10 protein-coding genes are annotated in these 16,774 nt (G+C 73.0%); 6 read left to right on the top strand and 4 right to left on the bottom strand.

What is annotated here, in order from left to right; translation table 11 throughout:
• Nucleotides 1–306 precede the first annotated feature (306 nt).
• A complete protein-coding gene (locus tag ND747_RS08160) occupies nucleotides 307–4,110 on the bottom strand; it encodes a TM0106 family RecB-like putative nuclease (protein ID WP_251732873.1) in 3,804 nt (1,267 codons plus the stop codon).
• Between the two features lie 383 nt (nucleotides 4,111–4,493).
• Between ND747_RS08160 and ND747_RS08155 the strand changes: the two genes are divergently transcribed.
• From ND747_RS08155 to nhaA, 3 genes are all read left to right on the top strand, one after another.
• Nucleotides 4,494–6,650: an acetate--CoA ligase family protein gene (locus ND747_RS08155; RefSeq protein ID WP_251732872.1), complete on the top strand. Its 2,157-nt coding sequence runs from the start codon at nucleotides 4,494–4,496 to the stop codon at nucleotides 6,648–6,650.
• 18 nt (nucleotides 6,651–6,668) lie between these two features.
• Nucleotides 6,669–7,568 carry a prephenate dehydratase gene (locus tag ND747_RS08150; protein WP_251732871.1) on the top strand — a complete coding sequence of 300 codons (900 nt, stop codon included), beginning with the start codon at nucleotides 6,669–6,671 and terminating at the stop codon, nucleotides 7,566–7,568.
• Nucleotides 7,569–7,654: 86 nt separating this feature from the next.
• Nucleotides 7,655–9,019, top strand: a complete 1,365-nt coding sequence (gene nhaA / locus ND747_RS08145; protein ID WP_374216182.1) for a Na+/H+ antiporter NhaA — start codon at nucleotides 7,655–7,657, stop codon at nucleotides 9,017–9,019.
• Here the strand turns inward: nhaA and ND747_RS08140 are convergent.
• Nucleotides 8,990–9,607, bottom strand: coding sequence for a DsbA family protein (locus ND747_RS08140; RefSeq protein ID WP_251732869.1), 618 nt, complete (start codon nucleotides 9,605–9,607; stop codon nucleotides 8,990–8,992). The genes nhaA and ND747_RS08140 overlap by 30 nt on opposite strands.
• A 464-nt stretch (nucleotides 9,608–10,071) precedes the next feature.
• Between ND747_RS08140 and ND747_RS08135 the strand changes: the two genes are divergently transcribed.
• Together ND747_RS08135 and ND747_RS08130 are read left to right on the top strand one after the other, a co-directional pair.
• Complete coding sequence (locus ND747_RS08135; RefSeq protein WP_251732868.1) at nucleotides 10,072–10,881, top strand: LamB/YcsF family protein; 810 nt, start codon at nucleotides 10,072–10,074, stop codon at nucleotides 10,879–10,881.
• A 44-nt stretch (nucleotides 10,882–10,925) separates the two neighbouring features.
• Nucleotides 10,926–12,674 (top strand): urea amidolyase family protein, encoded by a 1,749-nt coding sequence (locus ND747_RS08130; protein WP_251732867.1) that lies wholly within the window; start codon nucleotides 10,926–10,928, stop codon nucleotides 12,672–12,674.
• A gap of 36 nt (nucleotides 12,675–12,710) precedes the next feature.
• Here ND747_RS08130 and ND747_RS08125 read toward each other — a convergent pair whose 3' ends face one another.
• On the bottom strand, nucleotides 12,711–13,454 hold the full coding sequence (locus tag ND747_RS08125; RefSeq protein WP_251732866.1) for a hypothetical protein: 744 nt from the start codon (nucleotides 13,452–13,454) through the stop codon (nucleotides 12,711–12,713).
• A 425-nt stretch (nucleotides 13,455–13,879) separates the two neighbouring features.
• Here ND747_RS08125 and ND747_RS08120 point away from each other — a divergent pair, with 425 nt between their 5' ends.
• Nucleotides 13,880–14,716: a FadR/GntR family transcriptional regulator gene (locus ND747_RS08120; RefSeq protein WP_251732865.1), complete on the top strand. Its 837-nt coding sequence runs from the start codon at nucleotides 13,880–13,882 to the stop codon at nucleotides 14,714–14,716.
• A 62-nt stretch (nucleotides 14,717–14,778) separates the two neighbouring features.
• Here ND747_RS08120 and cbiE read toward each other — a convergent pair whose 3' ends face one another.
• Nucleotides 14,779–16,272, bottom strand: a complete 1,494-nt coding sequence (cbiE, locus tag ND747_RS08115; RefSeq protein ID WP_374216181.1) for a precorrin-6y C5,15-methyltransferase (decarboxylating) subunit CbiE — start codon at nucleotides 16,270–16,272, stop codon at nucleotides 14,779–14,781.
• Nucleotides 16,273–16,774: the final 502 nt, after the last annotated feature.

Genomic DNA, 16,774 nt, shown 5'->3' with positions numbered 1-16,774 from the left:
CCCTTCCCCGACTTGGTTAGATCGAGGGAATCGTAGCACCCGTTTTACGTTAAGCACAGATAAGTGCACATACGGCATGCCGGCAAAACTCGCCCGAGGGAGCTGGACGACGGGCGCGTAACGGCCCCCGCGATCGGGCGGTCAGATCATCGTCCGAGGGCTGCGGACCGACCCGAGGGCCGCGGCCGGGCCTCGGCTTCCGGTGCGGACCCAGGCTTGCACAACGACCCGGACCCGGGTTCGGGCAGGGGTCCGGAGCCGGGGTCGAGGACAGGTTCGGGGCCAGCCGCGGACAGGGGTTCGGGGTCAGGTGCGGACAGGGGTGGCGGGGATCGGGTCGGTGCCCGCGGCGGGCCGGAGTTCGGGGCCCGACTCGGCCGACGGCGGCGGCGGCGCGCCGGTGATCGACATCGCGCGCAGCCGGGCCAGACCCGCGAGCAGACGAAGCTCGGCGATGCTGCGCGGCGCACTGTCGAGCAGGGCCGGCGACATCACCAGCACCGCCATCACCTGGGCCCGCGACAGCGCCACGTTGAGCCGGTTGCGCGAGAGCAGAAAGTCCAGCCCACGGGGTGCTTCGGCAGCGCTGGACGTGGTCAGGGAGGTGATCACCACCGGCGCCTCCTGGCCCTGGAACCGGTCGACCGTGCCGACCCGCACGCCGGCGATCCCGGCCGTCCGCAGGGCCTGCCCGATCGCCCGCACCTGCCGGTTGTACGGGGCGACGACCAACACATCCGCGGGCGTCAGCGGCCGCTGCCGGAGGCCGTCGACGAAGGTGCGCCCGACCAGGCCGGCCACCAGCGCGCAGACCGCGTCGACCTCGGCGTCGCAGCGGGTGGTGGCTCCCTCGTGGGCCACATCGACCAGGTGCAGGCCCGGGACGACCCCGTGCACCGCCCGGGCGGCGGCCACCGGATGGGCGTGCAGGCGTCCGCCGTAGGCCAACGCCGACACCGGCGCGCACACCGCGGGATGCAGCCGGCGGGTGCGGTCGAGGAAGTAGCCGAACGCCGCAGGAAGGACCTCGTTCTCACCGAGTCCGTCGTCGTCGCGGCCAAGCAGGTGGGACAGCGCCGAGGCGTCGGCGCCGTCGGGATGGATGCCCGCGACCACCTGCGGGAGCTGTTGCGGGTCGCCGAGCAGCACCAGGTTGCGGGCCGCACCGGCGACGGCGAGGGTGTCGGCCAGGGCGAACTGGCCGGCCTCGTCGATGATCAGCACGTCGAACGGGTCGGCTGCCAGCTGCGGGTTGGCGAACGCCCAGGCCGTGTCGCCGACCAGGTGGCCCTCCGGATGCTCACGGCGCCAGGCCACCAGGGCCTTGAGGTCGCGCGGGGTGTCCCACGGCGGTGCGTCCGCTGCGGCGGACGGCCCGTCCGCCCGCGACCTGGAGCGTTTCGCCTTCTTGGCCGCGGCCAGGCGGCGCCCGCCCCGCCCGGGCGGACCATCCGGGCCGATCACGGCGTCCGTGTCGTCGAGGGCCGCGTGCATGGCGTTCTCGATGGCCTTGTGGCTGGTCGAGCAGATTCCCACCGACGCGCCCTGCCCGACCAGATGGCGGATCAGGCGGCCGGCCAGGTAGGTCTTGCCGGCCCCGGGCGGCCCCTGCACGGCCAGGTAGGACGCCTCGAGCTCGCTGACCGCGGCGATGACCGCGGCCACCTGGTCGTCGCCGTGGTCGGCGGCGTCCGGCAGCGGACCGATCCGGTCCCGGCGACGCGGCGGCACCCGGCGCAGCAGGTCCAGGCCGGCCTCGGCGGGCAGGGCGGGCAGGGCGGCAGCGACCCGTTCGGCCAGCAGGTGCACGGCCGCGGGCTTCGGTTTCGGCGACACCGGTTCACCGGGCAGCACCGCCATGGGCAGCGCCCGGGTGGCCCGATCGGGCGGGGCGTTCTCGAGCAGGAGCAGTTCGTCCGGGGCGGCCTGTTCGACGGTGGCATCGCTGGTCACGCCCACCGCGCCGGGTGGGCCCGGGTAGAGCAGGCGCACCGTCTCGCCCCGCTCGAACGGGTGCGGACGGCGCGGGTCGACGCGGGCCCGCAGCTGGCGGCGAGCATTGCGACGCCGCCCGGACGGCTCGTCCCAGTCCGCGCTCACCTGCCAGCGGACCGGCACGGCGCAGTCGTCGGCGGATTCCAGGGTCTCCCGGTCGGCCTGCAACGCGGCGAAGTACGTCCACCAGGCCGGCTTGTTCTCCCGCCGGTGGTAGCCGACCGCGGCGGCGAGCAGCGCCCGGGCCCGTTCGTCGGGCGACCAGGTTGCCTGGTCCGCAGGCAGGCCCGCGAGCAGGGCGTGCACCACGGCGTCGGGCTCGCCGTCCCCGTCGAGGGTGGCCTGCCCCGGCAGTTGCGCGTCGGCGGGATCGACGGCCTCGGGGCCGGTGGCGAGCTGGTCGGTCGGGTCGTCCAGGTGGGCGGGCACGCCCGCCGCCCGGCGCTGCGCCAGCAACCAGCGGTGCAGCCGGTGGGTGGACACGCAGTCGACCCGGTTGTAGTCGGCGATCTCGGCGAGCAGCCGCTCGGCCTGCGCCGTCTCGCCCGCGGCCCGGTGTTCCAGCACGGTCTCGTAGGCGACGATGCTGTCGGCGGCGGTGGTGACCGCCGCGGTGCGCGCCCCCGGATAGAACAGCGGTTCCAGGTACTTGATCGAGTAGGACGGCTGCGACACCCGCAGACTGCGCCGGACCACCGTGTGCAGGTCGACCAGACGGTGGGCCCGCAGCAGGTCGTCCACCTGGCGTTCCCGGGTACCGTGCCGGGCGGCCAGGCGGCGCAGCGCGTTCGGTTCGTAGGGCGCGTAGTGGTAGACGTGGGCCCGCGGGTGATCACGCAGCCGCGCCGTCGTCCAGTCGACGAACTCCTCGAGGGCCCGCCGCTCCCCGGCCCGGTCGTGCGCCCAGAACGTCCGGAACTCCTCCCCCGGCAGGTCCGTCCCGTCCGGGGGGCGGGTGAGGGTGACGGCTCCGAAGAGGTACTCCAGGCCGGATGCCTCCAACGCGTACGGATCACCTTCCATGTCGAAGTAGATGTCGCCCGGATCGGGCTGCGGCAGCATCGCCAGACCGGCCGCGTCGACCATCCGCACGCTCACCGTTCCGACCGGATCCTCCGTGCTGCGCGACGCGTCCTGGGCGGCCTGCAGCTCCGCCTGCAGGCGCAGCCCCGCGAAGGCGGTGGTGGAGATCTCGACCGGGCGCTGCTCGTCCGGGGCGACGGCGAGCTGTTCGACGGTGGTGATGCCCGCGCCGCGCAGTGCCCGCTGCTGCTGCCCGCGCAGGCCCGCGACCAGCGACAGGTCCCGGGCCTGCACCCGACCCGTGGCGCAGTGCTCGGTGAAGGCACAGCTCGCGCACTGCGGACGGGCCTGCGCCCAGGTCGGTTCGGGCAGCTTCGCCGGCCGGGCCAGGTGGGCGGCGAGCCGGGCCCGCGCATGGGTCACCAGCGGCGCGAAGTCGTCCACCCGAAACGATCGCACCAGCCCCACCGACGCCCCCGAACCGGGCTGGACAGCGGGGTGAACAGCGGGGTGAACGAGGTGCATCAGACGCGGGACGGGCACGGCGACCGAGGGCAGCGCGAGTGCGTACGCGGCCAGCTGCAGCACCGCGGCGGGCCTGGCCGCGCGGGCCAGCTTGGCGTCGACCGGCTCGTAGTGCCCGGGCACGGCCGGCCCGCGGGCCGCGCCGGTGGACGGGTCCAGGTGGGCGGCGATCAGGAAGTCGGGCCGGCCCTGGAAGCCACCGTCGAACAGCACCCCCTGGTAGACGACCGGAACGCCCCGGGCGAGTGCCTCCCGGGTATGGGCCCGCGCGCCGGCCAGGCCATCCACCGTCGGCTCCGGACGGGGGATCTCCACCACCCCGTCGGCGCCGAACGTCCGGCGCAGATGGGCGAGCCAGCGCCGTTCGTGTGCCTCACCGTGGCGCACAGCGGTGCGGTCGGGCGGGCTCAGCGGAACCACCCCGCCACCCCCCGGGGCCGCCTGGTCTACCCCGACGTTCACCCGGCCATCCGCCACTGCCTGGGTGAGCGCCGTACGGTGCCCACATTCGACGACGTCGACAAGGTCGCCCGCGGAGATGACCCACCGGCCGTCCAGCCTGTACACCGCACCGTCCCCGTCCCGCCCCGTGCGGGTCGCCGGGCGCGACCCGGCTAGAGACTGTCATCGGCGCCCCGAGGGACGTACCCAGGGTCCGTCCGGACGGTGCCGTGACCACGCAGCCCGGATGACTGGCACCTTTGGGCCAGTCCGAGTAGATCAGCCGTCCAGCGCCGACATCCTCCGATCGGGCCACTTCCATCGGGTGTTCCTAGCCAGACGGACCCCGGAAGCAACGGCAGGAAATGTCTGTGGCTCTCGCCACAATCCACTCTCGAACCACCGCCCAGGCCGTTCCAATTACCACCAGATACACCCGAAAAGGTATGTAACGCGCAGAGACCGAGCGGTATTACGATGGGCGCAAAGGTCGCTACAGGAGGCACGGCGTGCGCGGTATCGATCGCCTGCTGCATCCACGAGTCGTCGCCGTCGTCGGGGCGAGCCGCGAACCGGGCACGGTCGGCCACGAAGTGTTCCGCCGGTTGCTGGCGAGCGGCTTCACCGGCACGGTCCACCCGGTCAACGCCGCGGCGCGCCACGTCGCGTCCGTGTACGCCTACCAGGATCTCGCCGACGTACCCGATCGGGTGGATCTCGCGGTCATCGCCGTGCCGGCGCCGGGCGTCGCGGCGGTGCTGCGCACCTGCGTGGCCCAGGGTGTGCCCACGGCGATCGTCCTGTCCTCCGGTTTCGCCGACGGGGGCCCGGCCGGGCAGGCCCGCCTCGCCGAGGTGATCCAGATCGCCCGGGAGGCCGGCATCCGCCTGCTCGGCCCGAACGCGATGGGTGTCATCAACACCGCGCCCACCTCCCGTCTGCACGCGACCTTCGCCGTGGGTACCCCGCTGCCCGGGCGGGTCGGCGCGCTCACCCAGTCCGGGGCGCTGGCGGGGACCTTCCTCACCGACGCGGCGCGGCGTGCGGTCGGAATATCCACGTTCGTCTCCGCCGGCGACCGCTCCGACGTGTCGACGAACGACCTGCTCGAGTACTGGCAGACCGACCCGCGCACCGAGGTCGTCCTGCTGCACCTGCAGAGCTTCGGTAATCCGCGACGATTCGCCCGGATCACCCGCCGGCTCGGGCGGACCAAGCCGGTGGTGGTGCTCAAAAGCGGCCAGGACTTCTCCAGCGGCGCCGCCGACGCGTTGTTCGCCGGCACCGGGGTGATCCGCGTCGACACCCTCAACCAGCTGTTCGACACCGCGGCGCTGCTGGCCCATCAGCCGCTGCCGGCCGGGCGTCGGGTCGGCGTGGTGGGGACGTCCAGTGCCCTGGCGGCGCTGGCCATCGACGCCTGTCACAGCTACGGGCTCCAGGTGCCGACCCTGTCCGCGCCGACCCGCGAGGTGCTCGCCGAGATCATCGGCCACGGCGACACCGGCGACACCGGCAACCCCGTCGATCTCGGCCCGCTCGCCGACCCCGACCGGTTCGAGGCGGCGCTGCGTCTGATGGCCGGCAGCGGTGCGGTCGACGCGCTGCTCGCCCTGGTCACCCCGCACGCCGAGGTCGACCGGCTCGGCGCCGCCGTACTGGCGGTCTCCCGTGCATACGCCCTGCCGGTGCTCGCCTCCTACCTGGGACATGACGGAGTGCCGGCGCCGTTGGCCGTCCCTGACGCGGCCGGTTCCCCCGGACGCGGCTCGGTACCGTCCTACTCGTCGCCGGAGTCCGCGGCGCTGGCGCTGTCCCGGGCCGCCGACCATGCCGCCTGGCGGGCCCGGGAACAGGGCCGGGTGCCGGCGCTCGACGGTGTCGCCGCCGACCACGCCCGTGCACTGGCTGTGCGCGTCGCGGCCGACCAGGTCGTGCCCGCCGGCACCTGGCTGCCGGAACCGGTGGTGCACGCGCTGCTTGCCGACGTCGGCCTGCAGGTCTGGCCGAGCACCCGGGTGGCCGACGCCGACGCCGCGCTCGCCGCGGCGCGTCGCGGCGGCTGGCCGGTCGCCATCAAGATCGCCGATGAACGGTTCCGTAGCCGGTTGGATGTCGGCGCCGTCCAGCTCGGGGTGGGCGACGCCGCCGAGCTCGCCACCGCCTGGGAGGCGGTGCGCGCCGCCGTCGGGCCCGGCGACATGCTCGTCCAGCCGATGGCGCCGAGTGGGGTCTCCACCGTCGTGCGGATGCACCAGGACCCCCGGGTCGGCCCACTGGTGTCCCTGCGCCTGGGCGGTGCGGTCGCCGACCTGCTCGCCGACCCGGTGGCCCGCACCCTGCCGCTGACCGACACCGACGCCGCCGACCTCATCGCCACCGTCCGCGGCAGCGTGCTGCTGCTCGGTGGTTCCGGCGCACCCGCCGCCGACACCGACGCCCTCGCCGACCTGCTGCACCGCGTTACCCGCCTGGCCGAGGAGGTGCCGCAGATCACCGAGATCCTGCTCGACCCGGTACTCGTCGGTCGCCGTGGCGTGGTGGTGCTACATGCCGGCATCCGGCTGGCGCCGCCACCGGCCGCCGCCGCCGCTGTTGCTGGTACCACCACTGGCGGTGCTGGTGGTGATACCGAGAGCACCACCGGCGTCGAGGCGGCGCGTTAGCCCGGTACGTTCGTCTGCATGACGGCACGCCAGCGGATCGCGTTCCAGGGCGAGCGGGGCGCGAACTCGCACATCGCCTGCCGGGACGTGTACCCCGACTTCGACGCGGTTCCCTACCCGACCTTCGACGAGTGCTTCTCGGCCCTCGAGGAGGGCACGGTGGAGCTCGCGATGATTCCGGTGGAGAACTCCACCGCCGGCCGGGTGGCCGACATCCACCTGCTGCTGCTGCACACCGCCGTGCACATCATCGGCGAGTACTTCCTGCCGATCCGCCACCAGCTGCTCGGCCTCGCCGGCGCCACCCTGGACGACATCAAGACGGTGCACAGCCATCCGCAGGCGCTCGCGCAGTGCCGGGTGGGGCTGCGGGCACTGGGCCTGGTCGCCGTCGCCGCGGCCGACACCGCCGGGGCGGCCCGGGAGATCGCCGAGGCGGGCGACCCGAGCCGGGCCGCGATCGCCTCCCGGCTGGCCGCCGAGGCGTACGGGCTCGAGGTGCTACGCGCGGACCTGGAGGACGAGGAGCACAACACCACCCGGTTCCTCATCCTGTCCACCGAGAACCTGCGCGCCGCGGCCGGTATCGGGCCACTGGTGACCACGTTCGTGTTCAACGTGCACAACCGGCCGTCCGCGCTCTACAAGGCACTCGGCGGCTTCGCCACCGGCGGTGTCAACATGACGAAGCTGGAGAGCTACATGGTGGGTGGGCACTTCGTCGCCACCCAGTTCCTCGCCGACATCGAGGGCAGCCCGGAGGATCCCGCGGTCGCCCGCGCCTTCGAGGAGCTGTCGTTCTACGCCGACCATCGCATCCTCGGGGTGTACCGGGCGAGCCGCTACCGGGAGCGGCAGCAGTTCGCAGCGCTCGAACCCGCCCGCGAAACCCTGGACCACCCCACCACACCGCGGTGACCACCCCCGCCTCGCCGACCTCGCCGACTGCGCCACCTCGGCCCGGGCCGGCGCTGCGCATCCGGCTGCCGCAGGTCGCGCCGTCCATGCGGGAGTTCCTCGCCACCGAGGCCGGCGGGGCGGTGCTGCTGCTGGTCGCGGCCGTCATCGCGCTGGTCTGGGCGAACTCCCCCTGGTCACACGGCTACGAATCACTGTGGACGACGACCGCGCAGGTGCGCCTGGGCGACGCCGACCTGAGCCTGAGCCTGCACCACTGGGTCAACGACGGGGCGATGGCGCTGTTCTTCACCGTCGTCGGCCTGGAGATCAGCCGCGAGTTCACCGCCGGTGAGCTGCGCGACCGACGCATCGCCGCCGTCCCCGCCCTCGGTGCGATCGGCGGGCTGACCCTGCCCGCGGTCATCTACCTGCTGTTCAACTCCTCGGGGCCGGCCGCGCACGGGTGGGGCATCCCGATGTCCACCGACACGGCGTTCGTGATCGGTATCCTGGCGCTGTTCGGACCCGCCTGCCCGGACCGGCTGCGGCTGTTCCTGCTCACCCTCGCCATCGTCGACGACATCGGCGCCATCACCGTCGTCGGGATCTTCTACACCGAGCACGTGCGGTTCGGTGCGCTCGCCCTCGCCGGTGGGCTGGTGCTGGCCATGCTGGTGCTGCGCTGGCTCGGCGTGTGGCGACTGCTGCCGTACGCGCTGGTCGCCGTCGTGCTCTGGGGCGCGATCCACGCTTCCGGGGTGCACGCCACCCTCGCCGGAGTGATCACCGGGCTGCTGATCCCCGCCGTCCCGCCCCGACCCGACCAGGCGGCGCAGGTCCCGGTGTACGTGCGGGCGCTGGCCGAGGAGTCGAACGCCGCCCGGGCGAGCCTCGCCGTGGTCGCGGCGAAGGCCACCGTGTCGGCGAACGAACGGCTGCAACGGATGTTGCATCCGTTCAGCGCGTTCGTCGTGGTTCCGCTGTTCGGCCTGGCCAACGCCGGGGTGCACCTGGACGGCCCGACCCTGCGGGCGGCGGCATCGTCCTCGGTGACCTGGGGGGTGGCCCTCGCGCTGCTGCTCGGCAACGCCTTCGGGATCACCGTGGCGAGCCTGGCGGCGATGCGCACCGGCATGGGCCAGCTGCCCGGGCAGGTCCGCTACGGCCATCTGGTCGGCGCGGCCACCCTGGCCGGAATCGGCTTCACGATCTCGCTGTTCATCACCGAGCTCGCGTTCACCGACGCCGACCTGCGCGACCAGGCGAAGATCGGCATCCTGGCCGGCTCGTTCAGCGCCGCCGTACTCGGCACCATCCTGTTGCGCACGCTCGGCGAACGGATGCCCCTGTGCTCACCGCTGACCGACGAGCCGGTACCGACGCTCCCGCCACGCCCCTGGCGCCCGCCGACACCCTTCCTCCCGCCGCTGCCGCCGCCCCTATCCTCGACGCCACCAACGGCGACCTGACGGCGCGCGGCGCAGCGACAGGGCCATCGCCTTGCGCAGCGGGGCGATCTCCGCCCGCCCCCGGTATGGCGAGCCACCCAGGAAGATGCTCGGCGTCCCCCGCACCCCCTGCTCGATGGCAAGGGTGTAGTCCGCCTCGACGGCATCGCCATAGGGCTGCGCCGCATCCCCGATCACCAGGTCTCCGTCCACCCCGAGCGCCCCCGCGTAGGCCCGCAGGAACTTGTCGGCCAGTCGGTCCTGCCCGGCGAACAACCGGTCGTGCATCTCCCAGAACTGGCCCTGGGCGCCGGCGGCCTCCGCGGCCAGCGCCGCCGTCAGCGCGTACGGATGGACGTCGTACACGGGAAAATGCCGGAACACCAGCCGCACCTGTCCGTCGGAGGTGTCCACCAGCTCCCGCAGCACCGGCGCAGCCTGCGCACAGTACGGACACTGGAAGTCCCCGTACTCCACCACCAGGATCGGCGCGTCCGCCGGCCCGTACGTATGCCGACACGGCTCGGTGTCCACGGCGACGACCACCGCGCCCGGCCCGCTCGCACCGACACTCCCGGCCGAGCCGAGCGCACCGTCGATGCCAGCCACGCCGTTCGCGCCGGCCGTACCCGCTGCACCGGCCGTGCCGGCTGTGCCAGCTGTGCCAGCTGTGCCGGAGGAACGTCCAGGAACCAGCTTCACACCGGCAATTATGCCGCCCGCCGACGGCCCGACCCCCGCCAGCGACCCAGCGTCTGGCGCTACCGGCACTCGCCATCACCTGCACCCCGACCACCAGCACCGGCCATCCGTGGCTGCTCGGTAGCAGTTTTTCGCCACTTTTGTCCGATGGCCGGGCGAGGAAGCACGACACAGGTCGTCGCGGTCGCGTTCATGTCCGTTTTACCGGCCACGTGGCCGGCCGCGACGAGGTGCGCGTAGGCCCGGCGGACGTCGTCGAGAACGGGCTGGACGCCGTCCGGGCCGTCGGGGCCGTCGGGGCCGTCGGGGCCGTCGGGGTGGGAGAGAACTGGACGCCGTCCGGGCCGTCGGGGTGGGAGAGAATCGGAAGTATGAGCTCCGAAGATGACCCTGCGACGGCTACGGACGCGGCGGGCGCTGCGGCGCCGGCGTGGGATCTCAATGCCGATCTTGGCGAGGGGTTCGGGGTGTGGCGGCTCACCGAGGACGATGCGCTGCTCCCGCTGGTCACCAGCGCGAACGTGGCCTGCGGGTTCCACGCCGGGGATCCCTCGACGATGCGGCGGGTGTGCGAGCGGGCCGTCGAACATGGGGTGCGCATCGGCGCGCAGGTCGGTTACCACGATCTGGCCGGCTTCGGACGCCGGGCCATCGACATGGATCCGGACGAGCTGCGCGACGACCTCACCTACCAGCTCGGCGCACTGGACGCGTTCGCCCGCATCGCCGGCGACCGGGTGCGCTACGTCAAACCGCACGGCGCGCTGTACAACCGGGTGGTCACCGACGAGGAACAGGCCGCGGCGGTCGTCGAGGCGGTCCGTCGCTACGACCCGACCCTGCCCGTGCTCGGCCTGCCCGGATCGGTACTGCTGCGTCAGGCCACGGTGGCCGGGCTCACCGGCGTCGGCGAGGCGTTCGCCGACCGCGCCTACACCGATGTCGGCACCCTCGTCTCCCGGCGCGAACCCGGCGCCGTCCTGCACGATCCCGAGGCGGTGATCGGCCGGACGGTGCGACTGGCGACCACCGGCATCCTGACCTCGGCGCACGGCACGCCGGTGCGGGTGGCGGCCAGATCGGTCTGCGTGCACGGCGACACTCCCGGTGCCGTCGACCTGATCCGGCGCCTGCGTGCGGCACTGGACGACGTCGGAGTTCCGGTGATGCCGTTCTGTTGACCGAGCCTGCTGACCGAGCCGCACCGTCGTCGGAAGGTGGTCTGATGCGGGTGCTGGCCTGCGGCGTCGACGCGCTGCTCGTCGAGGTCGCCGACCTGGCCGCGGCCGGTCGGCTGTACTCCCGGCTGCGGCGGGCCACCCCGCCGGGCGTCGTCGCCCTCGTCCCGGCCGCCCGCACCGTCCTGGTCCGCTTCGACCCGGCCCGCACCGACCTCCCCCACCTGCGCCGTCACCTTACGACCCTGACCCCGGCCCGCCCGGACACAGACCCGGACGGCTCGCCCCTTTCCTCCCCGGACCTCCCTGACATCCCGGTTCCGTCCGATACCTCAACGCCGTCGGACGCCGCATCGGACGCGTCGAGAGACCTGCCGACGGTCACGGTGCCCGTCCACTACGACGGGCCGGACCTCGCTGAGGTCGCGCGCCGCACCGGGCTGACCCCCGCGCAGGTCGTCGAGCGGCACACCCGCGGCACGCACCGGGTGGCGTTCTGCGGTTTCGCCCCCGGGTTCGCCTATGTCTCGGGGCTCGACCCCGTCCTGCACCTGCCACGGCGCGACTCGCCGCGCACCCGCGTCCCCACCGGGGCGGTCGCGATCGCCGACCAGTTCACCGGCGTCTACCCGCGGGCCTCCCCCGGTGGCTGGCATCTGATCGGACGGACCGATCTGCCCGTCTTCGACCTGGACCGAGACCCACCCGCACTGCTCCCCCCCGGCACTCCCGTCCGCTTCGTCGCCATCGACGCACCCACACCCATCGACGTGAACAGCGCCGCTGTCGCACGGACAACCCGTGCGCCGGCGTCTGCGCCCGCGCCTGCACCTGCGCCTGCGCCTGCGGACGGGGGTTCCGCGGGACGCCTCGCCACGGCCGGGGTGCGGCAGGCGACGATCACCGTTGTCTCACCCGGGCCGCTGGCCACCATCCAGGACCTCGGACGGACGGGCCTCGCGCATCTCGGCATCACCGGCGCGGGCGCCCTCGACCGGCGCAGCCTGCGCCTGGCCAACCGGCTGGTCGGCAACCAGGAGTCGGCGGCCGGCATCGAGGCCACCTACGGGGGGCTGGACGTCACCTTCGACGCACCCGGTCTGATCGCCGTCACCGGGGCGCCCTGCCCGCTGGAGCTCGCGGGACGGGCGATCGGCATGTACGCCCCCGTCGAGGTGCGGGCCGGCGCCCGGCTGCGCGTCGGTTCGCCCGGGCAGGGGCCGTGGACTGCGGGTTCGACTGGTCCGCACGCGGCGGGAGTGCGCACCTATCTGGCGATCCGCGGTGGTCTGGACGTCCCGTCCGTGCTCGGCTCCTGCTCCCGGGACACCCTCGCCGGTCTTGGACCGGCACCGCTCACCGCCGGTGACGTACTCCCCCTGGGCCGTCCGCAGGCCGCGGCGCCGCTGGTCGATCTGGCACCGCAGGCCCGTTACCTGGCCGAACCGGTTCTGCGCGTGATCCTCGGACCGCGCGACGACTGGTTCACCCCGGATGCCCTGGCCACCCTGTGGACGTCCAGCTACGAGGTCGGGGCCGACAGCGACCGGATCGGCATACGCCTGCGCGGCCCCGCGCTGACCCGGCGGATCGCCGGTGAGCTGCCCTCCGAGGGAATGGTCGCCGGCGGCATCCAGATCCCCCCGGACGGTCAGCCGGTCGTCTTCCTCGCCGACCACCCGGTCACCGGTGGTTACCCCGTGGTGGGTGTGCTCGCCCCCGGCGACCTTTCTGTGGCGGCCCAGTGCCGCCCCGGCCAGCACATCCGACTACGCCCTCACCGCCCCCAGCTCTGAGACCCATGCAGCGGAGGCGGTGTAGGCGGTGCGGCGTCAGTGAGAAGCGCGATGGCGATGACGATGACGGCCGAAGACACCGGTCTGCTCGCCCTCCGCCGGAGCGGCCGGACGGTCACTCGGGTAGACCTGCGGTTCATCAAGGGCAGGCGGAACGCTCCCGGGATAGCTCTGCGCGCCGGACTCCTGCGGGTTGTAGCCCTGGTTGCCGTAGCCCTGGTTGCCGTAGCCCTGGGCAGCGGGCTGGGTGCGCTGCCGTAGGCGGCGTTCGCGGTGCTGGCGGGCGGCGGCGACATCACGGACACCGCGCACGCTGAGGCGTCCCCAGGCGGTCGCGCCGAGAAAGACGATCACTGCACCGAGGCCGTAGAAGAAGCTGAGCCACTCCAGGGTCTGTCGGGCCGAGCCGCCACGTGGCAGGCCGAGCGAACCCAGGTGCCAGAGGCCGGTGAGGCTCGGGCCGAGAACGAACCAGGCGCCAGCCGCGATCGCGAGCCATGCTCCCAGCGCCGCGGTGGCACGGTTGGCGCTCATGACCAGCAGCAGTCCGCCGACGAACGCCGCGATACCCGGCAGCGTCTCCAGCCAGAAGCGGGCCGAGCTCCAGGTCCAGGCGGCGTCCTGGGTGAAGCCGAAGTCGAAGGCTGGACCGATGAACGGGATCAGCGCCCCCCAGATGCCGAGCAGCATCAGTAACAGTCCGGTGAGCGCTCCACGACTGCGCGGGATGCGCCAGGTACCCAGGCCTCGCGTGTTCGCATCGACGACCGGTGCTGCCATTGCCCGCTCCCTCCCTGCAGTGGCCGTAACCTCCGCCACATCAGCAGCGTGCCCCGCCTGACCTGGCCAAACCACCAGGTAGAAGGCGGTCCGGCCGCGGTCGGTGAGCGAGGCTACCGGCGGTGCCGACAGGCTGGCCCCGCGTACGGGGCGGACGAACCGAGCAGGCGAGCACGACGGACGACCGGGCCGACATCGGAAAAAGACGGTATCCATGAGCCGCCGGGGAGTGATATATATCACGCAAAGTGCGCGGTTTCGCGGCCGAATGGCCATCGCCGCACGTCACAGACAGGTTTCGACGCCATAGCCACCCGACCATTCCGGTGCGAAACGCTCCTGTTAGCATAAACAGCCCGCAGGGTCCACCGTTATAGTGATCTTCGTCGGAACGATCGTCGCGCGCCGTTGCAGGAGGACCGCTCATGGTCGATACCCGCCCGCTTGCCGCGCGGCCGTCCGTCGCCACTGCCCGCCAGGGCAGCGCACCGCTGGCCCCGCCGTTGCCGGTGGGCTCCTCGGCAATCGGGCGGCGGGTCCGGGTTCCGAAGACGGCCGAGCTCGTCGCAGGTCAGCTGCGGCGCCGGATCATCCGGGGTGAGCTGACCGAAGGTGACGCGCTCCCTCCCGAGCCGACGCTGATGGCCCAGTTCGGGGTCTCCCGGCCAACGCTGCGCGAGGCCTTCCGGGTCCTTGAGGCGGAGGCGCTGATCTCCGTGCGCCGAGGTGCACATGGTGGGGCGCGCGTGCACACGCCGAGCCCGGCGGTCGCGGCCCGGTACGCCGGGCTCGTCCTCGAGCATCGAGGTGCCACCCTTGGCGACGTCCACCAGGCCAGCAGCGTCCTCGAGCCGCCGTGCGCCGCCCAGCTCGCCAGGCGCCGCAGCCCTGCGGACGTGGCCGAGCTGCGCCTACGGCTGGCCCAGGAGGCCGACGCGGCCGTTGACTGCGACGCCCTTGCCGCCGCCCAGGCCGCCTTCCATCTCGCCGTGGTCCAACTCACCGGCAACCGGTCGCTGGCCCTGGTCACCGACATGCTGCAGCACCTGGTGGAAGCCGCCAACACCCAGCAGGCCGCCCGCCCCGCCGATCCCGCGCCGCCCGCCCACGCCACCCGGGCCATGCACGCCCGGCTCATCGAGCTGATCGAGGCCGGTGACGCCACAGCCGCAGCCGACCACTGGCGTGCCCACCTCGCGGCCCCGCAGCACGCCGTCCCCGGCGGGCCCGCCGACACCTGCGTGCTCGACCTCCTCGGCTGACGCCCAGCCGCCCAGCACCGGGCCAGATCGGGCCGGACCAGGCACCGGACGCTGCGTACGGGTCAGTCGGCGGGGCGGTCGGCGGGGCGGTCGAGGGTGGGCCAGACCGTCCACTGGGTGACGGGCATCGCCGGCCGCCAGCCGGTGAAGCCACCCACCGGCGAGGCCCGGCTGACCGCCAGGCGGACCAGCTCACCCCCGCATCTCGCGTACCACCCGGCGAGCACGGTCTCCGACTCGAGGGTCACCGCGTTGACGACAAGCCGGCGACGCTCACGCCGGTCACCGCCACCACTGTCCGGATGATCGGCCTCGTCGTCGCGCAGGGCCGCCCAACAGGCCTCCAGCACACCGGGGGCGCTCACCCCGCCACCGACGAAGATCGCGTCCGGGGTGGGCAGAGCGGCCAGGTCCCGCGGGGCACGTCCGTCCACCACCTGCAGGTGCGGAACACCGAGCCGGGCCGCGTTGCGCCGGATGCGCTCGGCCCGCTCCGGTCTCGGCTCGATCGCCACCGCCCGCGCGGACTCATGGGTGCGCAGCCACTCGATCGCGACGCTGCCACTGCCAGCGCCCACATCCCACAGCAGCTCGCCCGGTGCCGGCGCGAGCCGGGCCAGGGTCAGGGCACGGATCTCCCGCTTGGTGATCTGTCCGTCGTGCTCGAAGGCGTCATCGGGCAGGCCCGGCACCCGCGGGTAATGCACGCCGCCCGGCTCCAGCCGCGCCTCCACCGCGATGATGTTGAGATCCGCCACGCCCGCGGGATCCGCGCCGGCCCACTGCCGCGCGCCGGCCGTCCGCCGGGACTCCTCCGACGCGCCGAGCCGCGACAGCACCGTCATCACGCTGGCCCCGTACCCGTCCTCGACCAGCAGCGCCGCCACCGCGCCGGGCGTGGACCGGTCAGCGCTGAGCACCAGCACCCGCCGCTGCGGAGCCAGGACGAGACGCACCCGCTCCAGCGATCGACCGACCACACTGACCACCTCGACGTCCTGCACCGCCCAGCCCAGCCGCGCACATGCCAGGCTCACCGAAGACGGCTGCGGCACGATCCGCACCCGCTGCGCACCCAGCAGCCGCACCAGGGTCACCCCGATGCCGTAGAACATCGGATCGCCACTGGCCAGCACGCACACCTCACCGCCGGCCACGGCGTCCCTGTGCTCGGCCAACAGCCCTGGCAGCGCCGGAACCAGCGGCGACGGCCACTCGACCCGTCGAGCCCCAGGCGCCCACCCACCATCCCCCTCGCCGCCGTCACCCCCACCGCCTGCGCCTGCGCCTGCGCCTGCGCCTGCGCCTGCGCCTGCGCCTGCGCCTGCGCCATCATCGCCGCCCGCGCCATGGCCGGACGTGGGCAACTCGGCAAGCTGACGACGGGACCCGAACACGACCGCCGCCGCCCGCACCACCGCTCGCGCCTGCGACGACAGCCCCTCCCACCCGTCCGCTCCGATTCCGACGACAGTCACGAATCCCGGCGCGTCCGACCGCGGTGGTTGTTGTGGTGGTGGCGGCGGTTGTGGTTGTTGTGGCACAGCACGCCACATTAGCCGGGCCACCCAACCTCCACGATCGTCCACGTCGGACAGCAACCGGCCCTTTTCGCAACCCTCCGTAACAAGGGGCCGTGAACGTTGGGGTCTGTCCGTGCTCCGGCGTGCCTTCTGCCGCGTACGTCGACCGTGGCAACCCCACGATCCGCAGATCCGGCGTCGGCCATCGGTGGTCCTGGCTGTCGAGATGTAGGCATGCCATCACATTCCGCGCAGACATGTCGGAGAGTGACCATCCCGGATCGGTGAACGTTCCACCAGAACACCCTCACGCCCATCCTTCTCCGACGCCCGCCAACCGACACTTTCTGTGCCATCCACACCACTTCTCGCGACGAAACCGGCTCGCTCGCGGGCGACCGAAAGCCATGATCTGTTCTTGCCGAGGCTTAGTGAAGGATCGGCGGGCCGGAACCTTCACTCCGCCTCGGCAAGAACCCGTGACTTGGCGGAAGGGTCGCCGGCCAAGGCGGACGCGGAGGCACCGGCGCGGGTG

The sequence above is a fragment of the Frankia sp. R82 genome (genome assembly GCF_023716925.1).
Taxonomy (GTDB): Bacteria; Actinomycetota; Actinomycetes; order Frankiales; family Frankiaceae; genus Frankia.
The sequence above is the reverse complement of the archived record's forward strand: the minus strand, read 5'-3'. Positions and strand labels throughout refer to the sequence as shown.